Annotated in this window: 18 protein-coding genes; 5 read left to right on the top strand and 13 right to left on the bottom strand. The window is 44.8% G+C overall.

What is annotated here, in order from left to right; translation table 11 throughout:
• Nucleotides 1-117: 117 nt before the first annotated feature.
• Nucleotides 118-1,101: a metal-dependent hydrolase gene (locus MKY50_RS04675; RefSeq protein ID WP_014476212.1), complete on the top strand. Its 984-nt coding sequence runs from the start codon at nucleotides 118-120 to the stop codon at nucleotides 1,099-1,101.
• Here the strand turns inward: MKY50_RS04675 and MKY50_RS04670 are convergent.
• The 6 genes from MKY50_RS04670 to MKY50_RS04645 all read right to left on the bottom strand — a co-directional run bounded on the left by MKY50_RS04670 (nucleotide 1,094) and on the right by MKY50_RS04645 (nucleotide 7,168).
• Complete coding sequence (locus MKY50_RS04670) at nucleotides 1,094-3,679, bottom strand: YfhO family protein (RefSeq protein WP_341116234.1); 2,586 nt, start codon at nucleotides 3,677-3,679, stop codon at nucleotides 1,094-1,096. The two genes, MKY50_RS04675 and MKY50_RS04670, sit on opposite strands and share 8 nt — an antisense overlap.
• 71 nt (nucleotides 3,680-3,750) lie before the next feature.
• Nucleotides 3,751-4,740 carry a glycosyltransferase family 2 protein gene (locus tag MKY50_RS04665; protein ID WP_003244113.1) on the bottom strand — a complete coding sequence of 330 codons (990 nt, stop codon included), beginning with the start codon at nucleotides 4,738-4,740 and terminating at the stop codon, nucleotides 3,751-3,753.
• 232 nt (nucleotides 4,741-4,972) lie between these two features.
• A complete protein-coding gene (ephM, locus tag MKY50_RS04660; RefSeq protein WP_076458543.1) occupies nucleotides 4,973-5,833 on the bottom strand; it encodes an epoxide hydrolase EphM in 861 nt (286 codons plus the stop codon).
• On the bottom strand, nucleotides 5,820-6,152 hold the full coding sequence (gene spdL / locus MKY50_RS04655) for an SdpC immunity protein SpdL (protein WP_167408000.1): 333 nt from the start codon (nucleotides 6,150-6,152) through the stop codon (nucleotides 5,820-5,822). The genes ephM and spdL overlap by 14 nt, the downstream gene beginning before the upstream one ends.
• A gap of 84 nt (nucleotides 6,153-6,236) precedes the next feature.
• Nucleotides 6,237-6,755, bottom strand: a complete 519-nt coding sequence (locus MKY50_RS04650) for an SH3 domain-containing protein (protein ID WP_014479218.1) — start codon at nucleotides 6,753-6,755, stop codon at nucleotides 6,237-6,239.
• Nucleotides 6,756-6,898: 143 nt separating this feature from the next.
• On the bottom strand, nucleotides 6,899-7,168 hold the full coding sequence (locus MKY50_RS04645) for a YfhJ family protein (protein WP_003243789.1): 270 nt from the start codon (nucleotides 7,166-7,168) through the stop codon (nucleotides 6,899-6,901).
• A 124-nt stretch (nucleotides 7,169-7,292) separates the two neighbouring features.
• Between MKY50_RS04645 and MKY50_RS04640 the strand changes: the two genes are divergently transcribed.
• Nucleotides 7,293-7,445, top strand: a complete 153-nt coding sequence (locus tag MKY50_RS04640; protein ID WP_003223241.1) for a small, acid-soluble spore protein K — start codon at nucleotides 7,293-7,295, stop codon at nucleotides 7,443-7,445.
• A gap of 31 nt (nucleotides 7,446-7,476) precedes the next feature.
• On the opposite strand, the gene MKY50_RS04635 is transcribed toward MKY50_RS04640, so the two are convergent.
• The 3 genes from MKY50_RS04635 to recX all read right to left on the bottom strand — a co-directional run bounded on the left by MKY50_RS04635 (nucleotide 7,477) and on the right by recX (nucleotide 9,923).
• Complete coding sequence (locus MKY50_RS04635; RefSeq protein WP_003243500.1) at nucleotides 7,477-8,670, bottom strand: MFS transporter; 1,194 nt, start codon at nucleotides 8,668-8,670, stop codon at nucleotides 7,477-7,479.
• Nucleotides 8,671-8,812: 142 nt separating this feature from the next.
• Nucleotides 8,813-9,127 carry a YfhH family protein gene (locus MKY50_RS04630; protein WP_003244592.1) on the bottom strand — a complete coding sequence of 105 codons (315 nt, stop codon included), beginning with the start codon at nucleotides 9,125-9,127 and terminating at the stop codon, nucleotides 8,813-8,815.
• A 1-nt stretch (nucleotide 9,128) separates the two neighbouring features.
• Nucleotides 9,129-9,923, bottom strand: a complete 795-nt coding sequence (recX, locus tag MKY50_RS04625; protein ID WP_003243354.1) for a recombination regulator RecX — start codon at nucleotides 9,921-9,923, stop codon at nucleotides 9,129-9,131.
• An 88-nt stretch (nucleotides 9,924-10,011) separates the two neighbouring features.
• Between recX and MKY50_RS04620 the strand changes: the two genes are divergently transcribed.
• The 3 genes from MKY50_RS04620 to MKY50_RS04610 all read left to right on the top strand — a co-directional run bounded on the left by MKY50_RS04620 (nucleotide 10,012) and on the right by MKY50_RS04610 (nucleotide 11,346).
• The gene (locus MKY50_RS04620; protein ID WP_167407989.1) at nucleotides 10,012-10,923 is read left to right on the top strand and encodes a TIGR01777 family oxidoreductase; all 912 of its coding nucleotides are present in this window, start codon (nucleotides 10,012-10,014) and stop codon (nucleotides 10,921-10,923) included.
• A 54-nt stretch (nucleotides 10,924-10,977) separates the two neighbouring features.
• Nucleotides 10,978-11,088 carry a YfhE family protein gene (locus tag MKY50_RS04615; RefSeq protein WP_003223230.1) on the top strand — a complete coding sequence of 37 codons (111 nt, stop codon included), beginning with the start codon at nucleotides 10,978-10,980 and terminating at the stop codon, nucleotides 11,086-11,088.
• Nucleotides 11,089-11,154: 66 nt separating this feature from the next.
• Entirely contained in the window at nucleotides 11,155-11,346 is a 192-nt protein-coding gene (locus tag MKY50_RS04610; protein ID WP_003233561.1) for a YfhD family protein, read from the top strand.
• A gap of 38 nt (nucleotides 11,347-11,384) precedes the next feature.
• On the opposite strand, the gene MKY50_RS04605 is transcribed toward MKY50_RS04610, so the two are convergent.
• The 4 genes from MKY50_RS04605 to MKY50_RS04590 form a co-directional block, all read right to left on the bottom strand.
• Complete coding sequence (locus MKY50_RS04605) at nucleotides 11,385-11,969, bottom strand: nitroreductase family protein (RefSeq protein WP_003243940.1); 585 nt, start codon at nucleotides 11,967-11,969, stop codon at nucleotides 11,385-11,387.
• Between the two features lie 87 nt (nucleotides 11,970-12,056).
• Nucleotides 12,057-12,938, bottom strand: a complete 882-nt coding sequence (locus MKY50_RS04600; protein WP_003242763.1) for a PhzF family phenazine biosynthesis protein — start codon at nucleotides 12,936-12,938, stop codon at nucleotides 12,057-12,059.
• Nucleotides 12,939-13,052: 114 nt separating this feature from the next.
• A complete protein-coding gene (locus tag MKY50_RS04595) occupies nucleotides 13,053-14,084 on the bottom strand; it encodes a FecCD family ABC transporter permease (RefSeq protein ID WP_003243057.1) in 1,032 nt (343 codons plus the stop codon).
• The gene (locus MKY50_RS04590; protein WP_003233570.1) at nucleotides 14,081-15,082 is read right to left on the bottom strand and encodes a FecCD family ABC transporter permease; all 1,002 of its coding nucleotides are present in this window, start codon (nucleotides 15,080-15,082) and stop codon (nucleotides 14,081-14,083) included. The genes MKY50_RS04595 and MKY50_RS04590 overlap by 4 nt, the downstream gene beginning before the upstream one ends.
• Nucleotides 15,083-15,099 lie beyond the last annotated feature (17 nt).

The raw sequence follows: 15,099 nt of genomic DNA, 5'->3' as shown, positions 1-15,099 counted from the left end.
ATAAAGAAAAAGCGGAAACATATGAGAACGATTGAATCAGTTTAAAAATTGGGTATATGAAAATGGGGAATTTCTTACAAAGTGAATGTGCAGGATCATCCTGCAAGGAGGTCACCTATGGATACGGGCACACATGTCGTTATGGGCATCGCACTGGGCGGTATTGCGACGCTTGATCCTGTTGTCGGATCAGATCCGGCAATGGCTCACGCTGTTATGATCGCAACGCTTGCGGGCTCTCAGGCTCCGGATATTGATACTGTGTTAAAGCTTAAAAACAATGCTGTTTATATAAGGAATCACAGAGGATTTACCCATTCAATTCCCGCCGTTTTGTTTTGGTCTGTCATCATCCCGGCGATTCTGTATTTATTTTATCCTCAGGCCGATTTTCTGCACCTGTGGCTGTGGACACTGCTGGCAGTCGTTCTGCATGTCTTTGTTGATATATTCAACGCCTATGGAACACAAGCCATTCGTCCGTTTTCGAAAAAATGGGTTGCGCTCGGGCTGATTAATACGTTTGATCCGTTTATTTTTATCAGCCATCTGGCAGCTATCGCGATTTGGTATGCAGGCGGGAGTCCCGGCATCACGTTTCTCAGCTTATATATCATATTGGCAGGCTACTACTTGGTGCGCCTGATCATGCAGCTGAGAATTAAACGGAAGCTTCATGAGATGATTCATGATGAGATCGAAAGCATTATTATTTCTCCAACGATGAAATTCAGGCAATGGCGAATCGCAGTGACGACAGCACATGCTTTCTATGTAGGAAGAAGCATGGAAGGACATGTCGTGATTCTGGATACATTTAATCGGGTGCCTGTTCCTGAAACCGATGTAATGCATGCGGCAAAGCAGGATGATAACATCGCGGCGTTTCTGTCCTTTTCTCCGGTTTACCGGTGGGAAGTGGATACGTTTAAAGATCATTATGAGGTGAGATTTATCGACCTGCGTTATCGGAGCAAAGGCCATTATCCGTTTGTCGCAATTGTTCACATCGGCCATGATCTCACGATTCGTTCGTCCTATACAGGATGGATATTCAGCGAAGAAAAACTTCAGAAAAAATTAAAGCTCGGCTCTATATAGAGCCGGGCTTTTTACGTCTTATATAAAAAACAGCAAGCAGCAGACTGACGATAGATATGATCGCCGATATTTTGAAGTATGGCGGATAGTAAGTCAGCTCAATGTGATTGTCTCCCTTTTGCGCCTTGAAGCCTATAAAAGCATAATCCGCTTTTTCGATCTTCTGTGTTTTTCCGTTGATCTTCAGCTCCCAGCCTTTTTCATATGGGATGGGAAGCATGATGTACTGGTCTTTTGACAAATGATAGGCAAAGGTCAGTCGATTTTTGTTCCAATTCAGTTTGTCTGCTTTCTCTGTTTTATTTTGCATTACAGCGTTTTTCAGCGTTTTGTAATTTTCTTCATAGAGCGCTATGTTTCTCAGCTCATAGGTTCCTTTCGGAAGATTGATTGAGATATGGCCTGATTTAGGCACTCTTACCGTTATATTATTTACTCCGGTTTTATATATCGATTTGTTCGATTTCCTTGTTGTGACATAATCATTTACCTTTAACGTAAATCCTTTGTCTTTTGCTTTGCTTTTCAAATAAAAGCTGACATAGTAGTCTCCCGGAGCGGATGATGGCTGTTTCGGGGTGATGATCAGCTCTCCTCCGTTTTCTCCAGTTACGGTTAGCAGCCCGTTTTGATACTGGGCTTGTTTTGCGGTGATGTCCGACTTGGTGATCAAATTGGACGGTTTTGGTGTCTGCTCCGTTTTCCCTGATGGATCTTTTAATATAATTCCTTTCAGCATCGCCTGTTCTTTCGCAAGAGCGGGCAATCGGTCCAGCTCACTTTCGCTGTATACGGCATCGGCTGTTTTGACGAATGGAAGCATGTACTGATTCTCATAAACTGCATAATGCTCTGTTTCTAAATGCTTTTTGAAGCCGTACGGGACGCTGGCTTCGTTTGTTTTTTCGGTCATATAATATTTGCCGTAAAGCAGGCTGTATAAATTCGCCCTGTCTCCCAATGACGCGTAACGGCTGACGCTTTCCCTGCCCATATCGATGCTTAAATCATTCCAATAGAAGGCCAGCAGATCTTTGTTTAAAATGCTGGAATACGCGCTGAAGCCATTAAACCCGTAAATGATTGGCGTATTATTGCGGACCCCGTTCATCCAGTCGATTCTCATGAGCGGATCATCGTCTTCCTTCTGTAAACGTCTGATGAGCTCAGATGATTCCCGCCCTCTGTATTCCTCACTTGTAAGATATTCTTTTGTCACACTATCCAAATCGCCGCCTTCTGAGAGCGCGTATTTTTGATAGGAGTTGGCGACAAACAGCGAAGAAAGAATGATTATACCGTACACAGCCATTTTTGCCCGTTTTTTCGCAAAAGCTGCAGCAAACAAGGCTGCGATTGTCATGAGTAAGAGCAATAGAATACTTTCATTCGCAGGCTTCCATATATCGAGCTTATACCTTTGAATATGATACAAGTAAAGAAGCAGGACGACAGCTGCGGCCGGGAGCAGTTCTTTCCGTTTCAATTCAGACAGCTGTGACAAACCAGCCGCAGCTGCTCCCGCAATGGTAAAGGCCAGAACATATTCAAACCGGTTTTGCGGGGCGGAAAAGCCGTTAAAGACGCTTGCCGCATACGGACTGAAATGAAAAAGGATAAACAGCAGGCTCAATCCGGCAAAGAGACGAAACACACGGTTTTTGTAAAAAGAAATAATAAACAAAAACAGCAGAAAAGCGGCCGGCACAATGATGATCCGGCTCGAAAATAAGATATTATCATCGAAATTGAGCCACTCTATTTTCTGGCTGTATGGAGGGCGCAGGTTGTTTAAAAAACCGTATACTACGGGCACAAACGCCGCCGCACTGATGCCAAAAGAAATGAAGCCTGAAACCAGAAATAATCTGATTTGAATCCATCTTTTCTCTTCATGTGGTTCCAAACGGATCAGCCATCTGAACAGCACATAGATTCCGATGAATATAAGGTTTATGTATGCAAAGTAAAAATTATTGATTAACGTCAGCGAACACGCAACGATAAACCACGCCGGACGCCGCTCTCTAATAATTTTTTCTGCGCCGAAAACAAGCAGCGGAAGCCAAACCATTGTATCGGTGAAAAATTCCCAATACGCTTCGTGACGGAAATAAATAATTGAGACGCCGTATAACACGGCTCCCGTGAACGATGCCGCCCTGTGCTTAAGAAGATAATGAAAAACAGAAGCGGACGTAAAGATGATCAAGCTCAATTTGAAAATACTGATAAAAACAGCTGACTCAGCCCAAAAAAGCGTATCCGCTTCTCCGATCAGCTGGACGGCTTGAAGCAGCCAAACAGCGGCGGACACAGCAAGAAAAAGAAAAGACGCAGAAAAATAATAGCCGAGCTGACTGAATGTGCCGCCGCCAAGTCCGAATGAATAATTGTAGAAAAAATTCCCGTGTGTATATTGGTCAAATAATAATTTTTTAAATACGATCATTTGCGCAAGCCCGTCACCCGGACCTGTCATATACCTGCCTTCCGCCCATTCTTTCACAAAAAAAGCGTGTGCCAGAACGGACACCAGCAAACTGGCCGCATAGATCATGATATGTTTTCTTTTCATATAAATTCTCCAGTCTTGCTTTTAAGATAATAGACACGCAAAAAAAGCACTGCCAATGGCGCTTGGTATTTTCAGTGCATTTTTGTCAGACGCCGCATGCTTTTTAATTCGTTCGTTTCAGGCAGGTCTTTGTTCGGGATATTCGCTTCTTTGATCAAATAATGCGGGCGTTTTTTTGTTTCATAATAGATTCGGCCGATATATTCGCCTATAATTCCGAGGCTTAACAGCTGTACTCCGCCGAGAAATAACACTGCTGAGATAATGGTGAAATACCCAGGCACAGAAATACCGTTAGTCAGAATTTTAACGAATGTGGCAATGATATAAATGATGGAAAGCAGCAGGATGAAAATGCCTGTATAAAAACATAATCTCAGCGGCTTATGATTAAATGAAACGACGCCGTCCATTCCGTAGTTAAACAGACTGCTGAACGACCATTTGGAGGTGCCGTTTTTTCGTTCGACATTTTCATAAAATACAATTTTCTGATCAAAGCCAATCCAGCAAAAAAGGCCTTTTGAGAAGCGGTTTCCTTCGCTCAGCTTCAAAAGTGCATTCACAGCTTGGCGGCTTAACAATCTGAAGTCACCGACACCGTCACGCAAATCGACTTCCACCGCTTTATTAATGAACTTGTAATACATAGATGATAAGAGTGAGCGGACAAAGCTGTCCCCTTTTCTGTTCCTTTGGGCAATGACTTGGTCATACCCTTCTTCGTAGCCTTTGATAAATTCCTTCAGCAAATATGTCGGATGCTGCAGATCGGCATCCATGACAATAACCGCCTCGCCCTGAACATGCTCAAAGCCCGCCAAAATTGCGGCTTCTTTTCCAAAGTTTCGAGAAAAAGATATATATTTTACCCGGCTGCACGTCGCTGCCAAGTCTTTGATCTGCTGAAGCGTGTCATCAACACTTCCGTCGTTTATGAAGAATATTTCATAGTCATAATGAATGTTTTTAAATTCCTTTTTTAAAGATTCATGAATGAGTTTAACATTATACCCTTCATTGTAAGACGGGATAATAATCGAGATTAATCCTTGCTTCATTAAGGCACCTTCTTTTTATTATTCTTTTTAAGTATTGCCTTAGGGGAGTTTTACACAAATCTTCAGTAAGGCTATTCCTTTTTTTAAAGTCGTTTAAACCTGTTTTTTGTTACAATTTTATGGTGACATTCATGATTTTTAATGTTATTTTGTCATGTTTAAAACAGACTATGAAAAAAAACACACAGAAAAAGTCTGCCATTATGACAGACGGATGGAGAGAAATTTTAGCTTATTGGTTCTTAAGATATTCCAAAATCAGCTGATTGACGATGGCTGGCTTTTCGTGGTTAATCCAATGGGAAGCTTCATCAACAAAGATGAGATGTCCATTCGGGCAATGCCTTTCCGTCTCTTTCGCAAGCTTTCTGCTCAAAAAGCGGTCTTCCATTCCCCAGATCATTCGGTAAGGTACTGTTTCGTAAGAGGGTTTCTCTGCCAAGCTTCCTTTTCTGAGGGCTCTGTACCAGTTCAGCATAGCTGTCAGCGCGCCCGGCTGTTTCCACGCTTCTTTGTACCTGCTGACATCCTCGGATGTAAAAAGCGCGGGACGGTCGGATAATCCAATCGCTTTGTCTAATGTTTCATAATCATTTTCCCTTAGTGATGCCTCCGGTATATCGGGGAGCTGGAAGTATGCGATATACGAGCTTTTCAGCCATTGCGGCGGATAAAGCGGCGTTACGGTTTTCATGACGTGCGGGTGCGGAATATTGATCGCGATCAGTTTTTCAAGATATTCCGGGCGTGTGGAAGCCAAATGCCATGCAACAGCCCCTCCCCAGTCATGCCCGATGACAATTGCTTTTTCATCAGTGAATTGCGTAATAAGCCCGATGATATCATCTCTTAATGTATCAATCCGATACGAATCAATTCCTTCCGGTTTGTCACTGAGATTGTAGCCCCGCTGATCAGGAGCAATGACCCGGTAACCCGCATCAACAAGCGGTTTGATTTGATTTTTCCAGCCGTACCAAAACTCAGGAAATCCATGGAGCAGGACAATTAACGGGCCATCTTCCCGTCCTGCGGCTGCAACGTGAAGCGTGATTCCGTTCGTATTGACAAACTGGCATTTAACTCCGTCCACTTCTATCTCCTCCTTGACTGTGCGTCATGATTTTCAGCCTTTTCTCCGTCAGCATAAATGTTATGACACAGGCGGCAATCAGCAGGATAAGCTGAAGAATAATCAAGTTTGATCCCAGCAGCAAACCCATTCCCGCAATCACCAAGCCTGACAGGATCATTAATGATGCACTGTAACGGTTCGCTTCATTCCATAATCTTTGATCTAACATTGAGCGTCTCGTTCTGTACCCGTACACACTGTTGATCGATTTGGGAGGAAACAGTTTGATCAGTATGCCCGCAATGATCATAAGCCCTCCGCCGACTAAACCCGTCATATCATCATCTCCTTTCTCATTGTTACGTGCAGAAAGAAGAAATGTTTCATGCATAGGCAAAAAGACAAGCCTCGGCCTGCCTTTTTATCGCATTTGTAAATCCTTTGTGTGAATATAGCCTTTAACTCCGCCATAATCCACGAACGCCCAAGTGAAGTCAAATCCGCCGTTTTCACTGAATCCCCACCCAAGTATTGTCACCTCTGTTCCAGATGAGAGCTGTTTAGCTTTTCCATTTTCGGGCGTCGGTGCATAGAAGGCTGTCTGTTTCGTTGTTTTCGCTTGGCTTGCGGTTTTCATTAAAAAGTGAGTTGAAATATATGCTTTCTTTCCTTTGAAATGAATTTGAGCCCAATCGGCATTTACGAACCTATCGACTTTTACCTTTTGTTCTGATGATACAGTGCCGAGAATATCACCTTCATGATTTGGCTCAGTCCGGACATTCAGTTTTCCTGCTTTTATGATGTAAGTATCGGATGATGGCATGCTGACAGATATGTCGTGAAGGGGCGCAGCTTTTGCTGCGGGAGCGGAATGAAGTGCTGTCAAACCCAGTCCTGCGGCAGCTGTTAAAGCGAGCATTACTTGTTTCTTTTTCATATAAAGCTCCTCCTCGCATTTTGACAAGATATAAGTGGTATTCCCTGATTGACAGGCTGGTGAAACATGTTTTGTTTATGATTTCTTCCTGTTAAGGTAATTTTAAGAAAATGAAAAAACCTGCCGGTCGTTAACGGCAGGTTTTAATGCAAAAGGCCTCTGCTTTGATTTAAGTAATCATTCACGTCGTTACGGGAGCTTTGAAAAAGGTGGAGCTGGCCGCCATAGTTTTCAATCCATTGTGTGACGATTTTTTCAGTCATTTTTTCACCTTGATAGGCGTGTCCGGCTTTTGCGTAGGTTGCTTCGAAATCGCTCCATAACAATTCCACCCACGTTTTTGCCTGTATATAGCTGATCATCTCGTTCTTTTCCAGAAGCAGATTAGTCAGTTTCTCAATGTACATATTCATGTGTGCAGTCTCCTTTCTTCAGGAAAAAAATAACGCTTTATTACGTGGTGTTCTCCATATACTAACCTTACGTCTTCATCTGAAAAGACGCAACTTTTTGATCTCGAACCTAGGGGGATATGACATGGTCCGAAATAAAGAAAAAGGATTTCCTTACGAAAACGAAAACAAATTTCAGGGTGAACCGAGAGCAAAGGACGACTATGCTTCTAAGCGTGCTGACGGATCTATCAATCAGCATCCTCAAGAAAGAATGAGAGCCTCAGGCAAACGGTAAAGAAGAACAGCTGCATACACTGCAGCTGTTTTTACCCTTTATTGACTTGATATTCGTAGACGCTCTTCTTTTCTGATAAGTGTGCGAAGGTAGAAAGCACAAGTCCGCATGCGGTCATAAGCGCACCTCCTGCAAACAGCCAGGAATAAGAGCCTGTTCCGTTTAAAATCATTCCGCCGATCCATGCACCAAGGGCATTGGCAAGGTTAAATGCTGATACGCTGACAGCTGCGGCAATGGTTGTGCCGCCCTCAGATGAGGAAATGACCTTTGTTTGCAGAAGAGGCGGCGTGCCGAATGCGCATGCCCCGAATAGGAACGTTGCCACAATGGCTGCAGCCGGGTAAATGGCGATGTAAGGAAATACAGCCAGAACACCGATTAAACCGATCATTACGCCGATCATCGTCCGAGTCAGCAAAGGCAGCGGTACCTTTCCAGCAAAGAAATTCCCGGCAACGCCTCCCAATCCATACGCAAAGAGAGCACCTGTAATGCCAACCGTGCTGAATCCGGCTGAATGCCTTAAAATGGGTTCGATAAAGGTGTAGGCGATAAAGACACCGGAATAGCCTAAAATGGTAATCGCGAAGGAAAACAGCACTTGTTTGTGTTTAAAAACACCCCACTCATTCATAAGCATTGGGATCACTTTTGGTTTTCTGTTCGGCACGGCAGCCATAAGGCCTAAAAATCCGATGACACCAAGTGCCGTAATGATGGAAAACACCGCTCTCCAATTCAGGACATCTCCGAGATAAGAGCCGAATGGAACACCAAGCATTAGAGCCACTGTCAGTCCGCCGTTCATTGAAGCAGCAGCTGCAGCACGCTTTTCCGGCGGAACCATTTCACTTGCGAATACCATGGCAATCGCGAAGAAAGCGCCGTGAATGGACGCAGATAAAATTCTTGAAATGGCCAATACCGCAAAATTCGGCGCCAGTGCGCTCATCAGGTTGGAAAGGATAAATATCGCCATCAGCCCAAGAAGCACAGGCTTTCTCGGAAGCTTGACGGAAATGATGGTGACGAGCGGCCCTGTCAAACAAACGCTTGCCGCATAAGCCGTGACAAGAAGCCCTGCGGATGAAACCTGTATATGAAAGTCATTGGCAATCGACGTCAAAATACCCATCACCGCGTATTCTGTATAGCCGATTGAAAATGTACAAATCATAAGAACAAATATAATAAATTTTACAGATGGGTTTTTGATACTCAACGTCATCGCCTCCTTTGATTTTAAAAAACAACGAGTTTCATCTTAAAAGATTTTTCAAGTGAATTCAATGATTTTTTCTTTAAGAATTCGTGTAAATGTGCTGCAAACAAAAAGAGGCTGATCATCAGCCTCCTGTTACGCTTTATTCTTTTTCTTGCAATACTGAGATTGGCAGCGCTTCCTCTTGCTGAGGGGAAGAGGTCCTGTATCCCCATGCGAAAACGCCATTTAAATAACTGATGGTAAACTCGTCCTCAGTGTTTTCCACACGATATGTTTCTCCCGGTGAGTAATCTTCCGGGTTCAGCAAATATGCTTTTGCCATCGTAATTTTCCGTTCGAGCACTGCCAGTTCGTTTATGATTCCATGCTGTTCGGCTTTTCTTGCTTTTTCAGAAAGTAATGCGATTTCGGTATTGAGTTCATGCGGTGTCATTTGACTGTATCGTTTCTCCATTTCAGTACTCCTCTTCCTGCAGTAATTGCTCGATTAAATCGAGTGAGAATCCTTTGCGGAATAAAAATTGTTTGACCTTCATGGCGCTTTCATATGAGCCGTCATAGCGGTATTTTCTAAACGCTTTTTCCGCGTGAAGGCGCAGCGCTTCTTTCTCTGTGTCTTCATCATTTTCATATTCAATCTGATCCATCGCCGCGCTGATAACATCAAATGAGAAGCCCTTGCGCTGAAGCTGCAGCTGGGCGCGCTGTTTGAGTTCTTTCGTCGAAAGCTTTTTATCTTTTTTGAGAAGCTTTTCAACATGCTTGACCGCTTCTCTTGTCTGATCTTCAAAGGAAAAGGAACTTAGCGCCTCCTTAATTGTATCGTCATCAATTCCCTTCGCTCTTAGCTCTCTGAACAAAACATCAGGGCCTTTTCCGTTTGTTTTTTTGTGAGTGCTGACATAGGCTGCGGCAAATTCCTGGTCGTTTAAGTACTTGTAATCGTTAAGCCTATGGATGACTTCCGCAATGACGGGGGGCGAGGTTTCTTTTTTCTTTAAGTGGTCCTCGACCTCTTTCGTCGACCGCATTCGATAGGATAAAAAGTCAAGCGCACGGTTGAAGCCTTTCTTCACTTCATCGCCGTATTGAATCTCAATGATGTCAAGATCATCGAGTTCTTTTCCCTTCTTGAGCTCAAATTTCACGAGCACATCCGCGTCCACGCTGAAGGCGTATTTATCATCCAGAAAAATATTGAAGCGTTCCGTATTCTTTTTTTGCGTTGATATTTTTGTAATAAACGGCATCTTAATCTCCCTTCTCAGGCCTGAAACGCGTTTTCTTTTATTAAAATGAGGTAAAGTATATTTATTAGAACGATGAGGAGAGATGTTCATGAATATCGCAATGACGGGCGGAACCGGTTTTCTCGGCCAGCATCTGACAGGCGTTCTTACCCGCCAGGGACACCATGTTTATATTTTATCAAGAAACGCACGGGAAACTGAACAAAAAAATATGACATATGTCCAATGGCTGACGGAAGGAGCCGCCCCGGAGCAGGAACTTCCTCATATTGATGTCTGGATAAACCTTGCGGGAAAATCGATTTTTGGCCGCTGGACAAATAAAACAAAGCAGCACATTCTCTCCAGCCGTATCAATGCGACGCGTGAAGTGCAGCGGCTTATTCAGAAACAGAAGGAGAAGCCGAACACATTGATCCAAGCCAGTGCCGTGGGTATTTACGGCACTAGTCTTGAGAAAACCTTCACAGAGGATTCTGCAACGTCAGATGAGGATTTTCTCAGCCATACTGCACACCTGTGGGAAAAGGAAGGACAGCATATTGAGGCGATGGGCATCAGGACGGTTTATGCGAGATTTGGCGTGATGCTTGGAGAAAAAGGCGCTCTCCCGCTCATGATTCTCCCCTATAAGTTTCTGGCCGGCGGAACGATCGGAACGGGAAGGCAGTGGCTGTCATGGATTCATGTCGAGGATGCGGCCCAGATGATCCGATATGCGGTGGAAAACGTCGGCATCTCAGGCCCAATGAATGTCACCGCGCCCAATCCTGTGGACATGAAGCAATTCGGAAAAACGATTGCACGGGTGAAGCACCGCCCGCACTGGCTCCCCGTCCCGGAATTCTTTTTATCAAAAGCATTGGGTGAAATGAGTCTTTTGATTGTGAAAGGACAGCGCGCTCTTCCGAAAAAAGCGATAACCTCTGGATTTCGTTTTACATATTCGGATCTTGAATTTGCACTCTCACAGCTGATAGCGGACCGAAAGACTGTATAAAAACAGCAGGAAGCGTCAACCTTAAGAATAACATGGTTGAAGGAGGTCCTTTTTATGGAAAAAAAGAGGGAGAAGCACCAGCAAGGCGCCAACCTGAAAAAAATGCAGGAAGTTCTTTATTCAGGCGAATTTAAAAAAGCGGAAAAAGCTGCTAAGCGGAAGTAGGAATACATAGCCCCTTAAAACCAAATACTATATTTGTTTGATATCACTTTTTAGGGGGAATTTGATATGGGCAGAAATCATATCCACAAAAACCGTGATAAAAACAAACAAAAGCTTCCACAAGTTCCCGATGCCTTAAAAAGGGAAACTGACGGCGTTTACGAAGAATATTCAACCGAGCTTGCTGATGCAGATGACCGCGAAGCGCAAGAGCGTGCGAAAGCAGCCGACAACAGAGCGAAAAAGAAATCTCGTTAATGAAAAACCCCTTGTCTCCGTTTGAGACAAGGGGTTTTTTACATTTCAGTGAATCGGTCGCGGATCGGTGTGCGTTTTTTCACTTCCGGCGCCTCGTCAGGATAACCTGTTTGTATGATGGCGGCGAAACGCTCATTATCCTGTAAACCAAAGGCCTGATGGACTTCTTTGTCATAAAGGATTTTTCCGCTTTTCCAAACCATGCCGATTCCTTTTTCCCAAGCGAGAAGCTGAAGATTTTGAATCAACGAGCTTGTTGCCGCAAAATCGTCGTCCCGCGCTCTTTCGTTTTCATCTTCCTGAAACACGACGAGGAGAAATCCCGGAACGCGCCCAAGTGTGTTTTTGAAATTTTGAAGCTTTTCCTCTGTCATATCCGGCTTGGATTTCTTAGAGAACGCTGCAAATGTATTAATGAGGTTCGCTTTACCTGTCTCACTGGAAACGTAAATAAATCTCCATGGCTCTGTCACTCTGTGATTTGGCGCATATTTTGCCGTTTCAAGCATGTCAAGAATGACTGCTGAAGGTACTGGCTCTTGTTTAAACTTTCGAATCGATCTTCTGCTGCGTATGATGTCCCGCAGTACTGAATGCTGATGTATTTGTTCGGTTTGAGGCATACCGTCTCACCTTCCTATGCAATTGAAAATGATTATCATTTCATAATGATAACGGAAAGTGCATCTTTTTGTAAACCATCATCCGTATTAGATTTTAAGAATACGGGTTTCTGAGTAAACGGCTGTTCCTGTCATGTTCACTTTCACATGGCCGCCGGCTTCGTTCATTTCGATCTCCACTTTTCCGTCTTTTCCAATTTCCTGCCCTTGTTCAATGATAAATTTATGCTGCTCGGCATTGCCATAATGTTTCATATAAGCCCCCATCACGCCGGATGCTGTGCCGGTCACGGGGTCTTCAATCGTTCCCGAATACGGGGATGAAAAGTGGCGCCCGTGCAGGTCGCTGTCGGGATGGACGGTTTCAAAGGTAAACGGATGGACTGAAGCTTTTGGCAGATCAACTAACACTTCCGGAAATTGTTTGTTATCTGGCACCATTTTTTTGGAAGCCTCCAATGATTTAAGCGGAACGATGGCTGTCCATATGCCAGTGCTGCCAAACACAATCGGAAGGTCTTCATGAAAATCTTCATCGGTGATACCCAGTGCGTCCGCAAGTTTTTTCCGATCGCCTGTAAATGGTTTGAATTGCGGAGAGGCCTGTTCAAGCGTGATATGAATGCGGCCATCTTTTTCAGAAATCTTCACAGGCAGGATACCCGCTTTCGTTTGGATGCTGTACGTTTTACCGCTCTCCAGCATTCCTTTCTCACATAATGCGTAAAGAGAAGCAACTGTCGCATGACCGCACAAATTCATTTCGTGTCCAGGGGTAAAGTAACGGAGTTCAAGATCGGCCGACTCGCTTTTTCGGATAAAGGAGGTTTCTGAATACCCGGCACGTTCAGCTATGATCTGCATCTCGTCTTCCGTATAATCGTCTCCCTGCAAAACGACGCCTGCGGGGTTTCCTTTGCCGGGACTGCTTGTAAATGCTTCATATTTTAATACCTCTGCTTCTTTCATTCATCTGCCGCCCTTTCTTTATCAATGTCTCTGTCAGTATAGCAAAAATAATTACGAATCTTCAGTCATTATCAAAAAAACCCATTTTCTTTTTTAAGAAAATGGGTGTAACGATCAAGAATTTCTTGTTTTATAGAGCAAATAAATAAAATAAGGTGCGCCGATAGCCGCTGTAAAGACGCCGGCCGGCACTTCCACCGGAGCAAATAAGGTTCTGCCGACGATATCAGCTGTTAAAACGAGCAGAGCTCCAATAAGTGCCGACGCTGGGAGCAGCGCGCCATAAGATGAGCCGACAAGCCGTCTTGCAATATGGGGCGCCATCAGCCCGACAAAACCGATTGTGCCGGCAACTGAAACTGCACAACCAGTAAGAGCCGTACTCAAAAGGAGCAAGAAAAAACGATTTCGCTGCACAGCGCTTCCTGCACCCGCCGCAATATCTTCACCCAGCACCTGTATATTCATATTTTTTAGCGCGACAAAACAAATGAATAAGAGAATGACAGATAAGATAATAGCTATTTTTACATGCTGCCAGTTTGACCCATAAACTGACCCAGTGATATATACATTGGCTTGTGATGCCCGGTAAATCGGGCCTTTGATCATCAACAGGGTAGTCATCGCCTGCGCCGACATTGAAAATCCGATTCCGATAAGCACCAGCCGAAATGTGGAGGCGCCATTTTTGTATGCCAGTAAATAGACGATGAGCCCGACAGCCGATGCGCCGATAAATGCGGCTGCTGGAAGCCATGACAGACTGATCGTAAGTGAACTGCTGCGGTCTGAGAAGAACATCATTAAAAGCACGACCGCTACCGCCGCTCCTCCTGTTATTCCGATAATATCCGGAGATGCGAGAGGGTTTCTGACGAGCCCCTGCAATATCGCGCCTGCCGCTGCCAAGCAGACACCGGCGCATAAAGCCGTCAAAATTCTTGGCATGCGGAACGACATGATCATCAGTTCATCCAGCTTGGAACCTGCACCAAAGAATGTTTTTGCTACATCCCAGGGAGGAATAAACCTTTGTCCAAGACCAGCGCTTATGATGAGTACAGCAGCTGTTAACCCCAGTAAAACCAAAAAGACGATCCACGCTTTCTTTTCAGCCGCAGTAACGCCAAAACGAAGTTTCATAGCTTCGCCCCCCTTCTTGCGATGTACACAAACACAGGCATTCCGATGATGGCGGTCATGACCCCGACAGGAACTTCCTGAGGCATAATGATATATCGCGCACCGATATCCGCGCAAACAAGCAAAATGGCACCCAAAACAGCGGAAAATGGCAGAACCCAGCGATAATCATTACCAACGACAAAGCGGGCAAAATGCGGAATAATGATGCCGATAAAAGAAATCGGCCCGGCAATGGCGACAGCGGACCCTGCAAGCATGACAACACAAAGCGCCATCACAAATTTCAGCAGGCCTGTTTTTTGGCCGAGTCCTTTTGCCACATCTTCTCCCATAACGAGGAGATTAATTTTTTGGCCGAGAAAGAAGCAGATTACCAGCGCTGCCGCTGCATATGGAAACATCGTCATCAACAGATCCAGACTCCGGCCCTGCACAGAGCCAGTCAGCCAAAAAAGCACCTGGGCAAGCTCGAGTTCGTTGACAGACAGCAAGCCCTGTGTCAGAGAAGAAAACATGGCTGCCATGGCAGCTCCCGCCAGCGTCAGTTTAATTGGCGTCAGCCCTTCCCTCCCAAGCGAGCCTGCTGCATAGACGATCGCGGCGGTAAATGCTGCCCCCAGAAACGAGCTCCATACTAATGCCTGAGGTGACTGAATATGCAGAAAAAACGATCCGGCAACAATAAAAAAACCTGCACCGGCGTTAATTCCGAAAATCCCCGGTGACGCAAGCGGATTTTTTGTGAGCGCCTGCATGAGAGCGCCCGCGGCTGCCAGCGAGGCGCCGACGACTGTCGCAACCAAAGCGCGCGGAAGCCTGACATCCTTGATGATGACATGCTCATTTGTTCCGTTGAAGGAAGTAAACGCCTGATAGACCTGTCTCCATGACGTACCTGTATAGCCGTACACGACGCTTGCGCAGACAGCCGCCAGTAAAATGAAAATCAGACATACTAACACAATCCATTTTGAAGATGCCTTTTTGCAGATCATGATCTAATTCTCCTAGT

Origin of the sequence: Bacillus sp. FSL R7-0685 (assembly GCF_038002425.1) — a bacterium.
In the GTDB taxonomy this organism is placed as follows: Bacteria; Bacillota; Bacilli; order Bacillales; family Bacillaceae; genus Bacillus; species Bacillus subtilis.
Note: the sequence above shows the minus strand (reverse complement) of the source record. Positions and strands in the feature narration are given on the sequence as shown.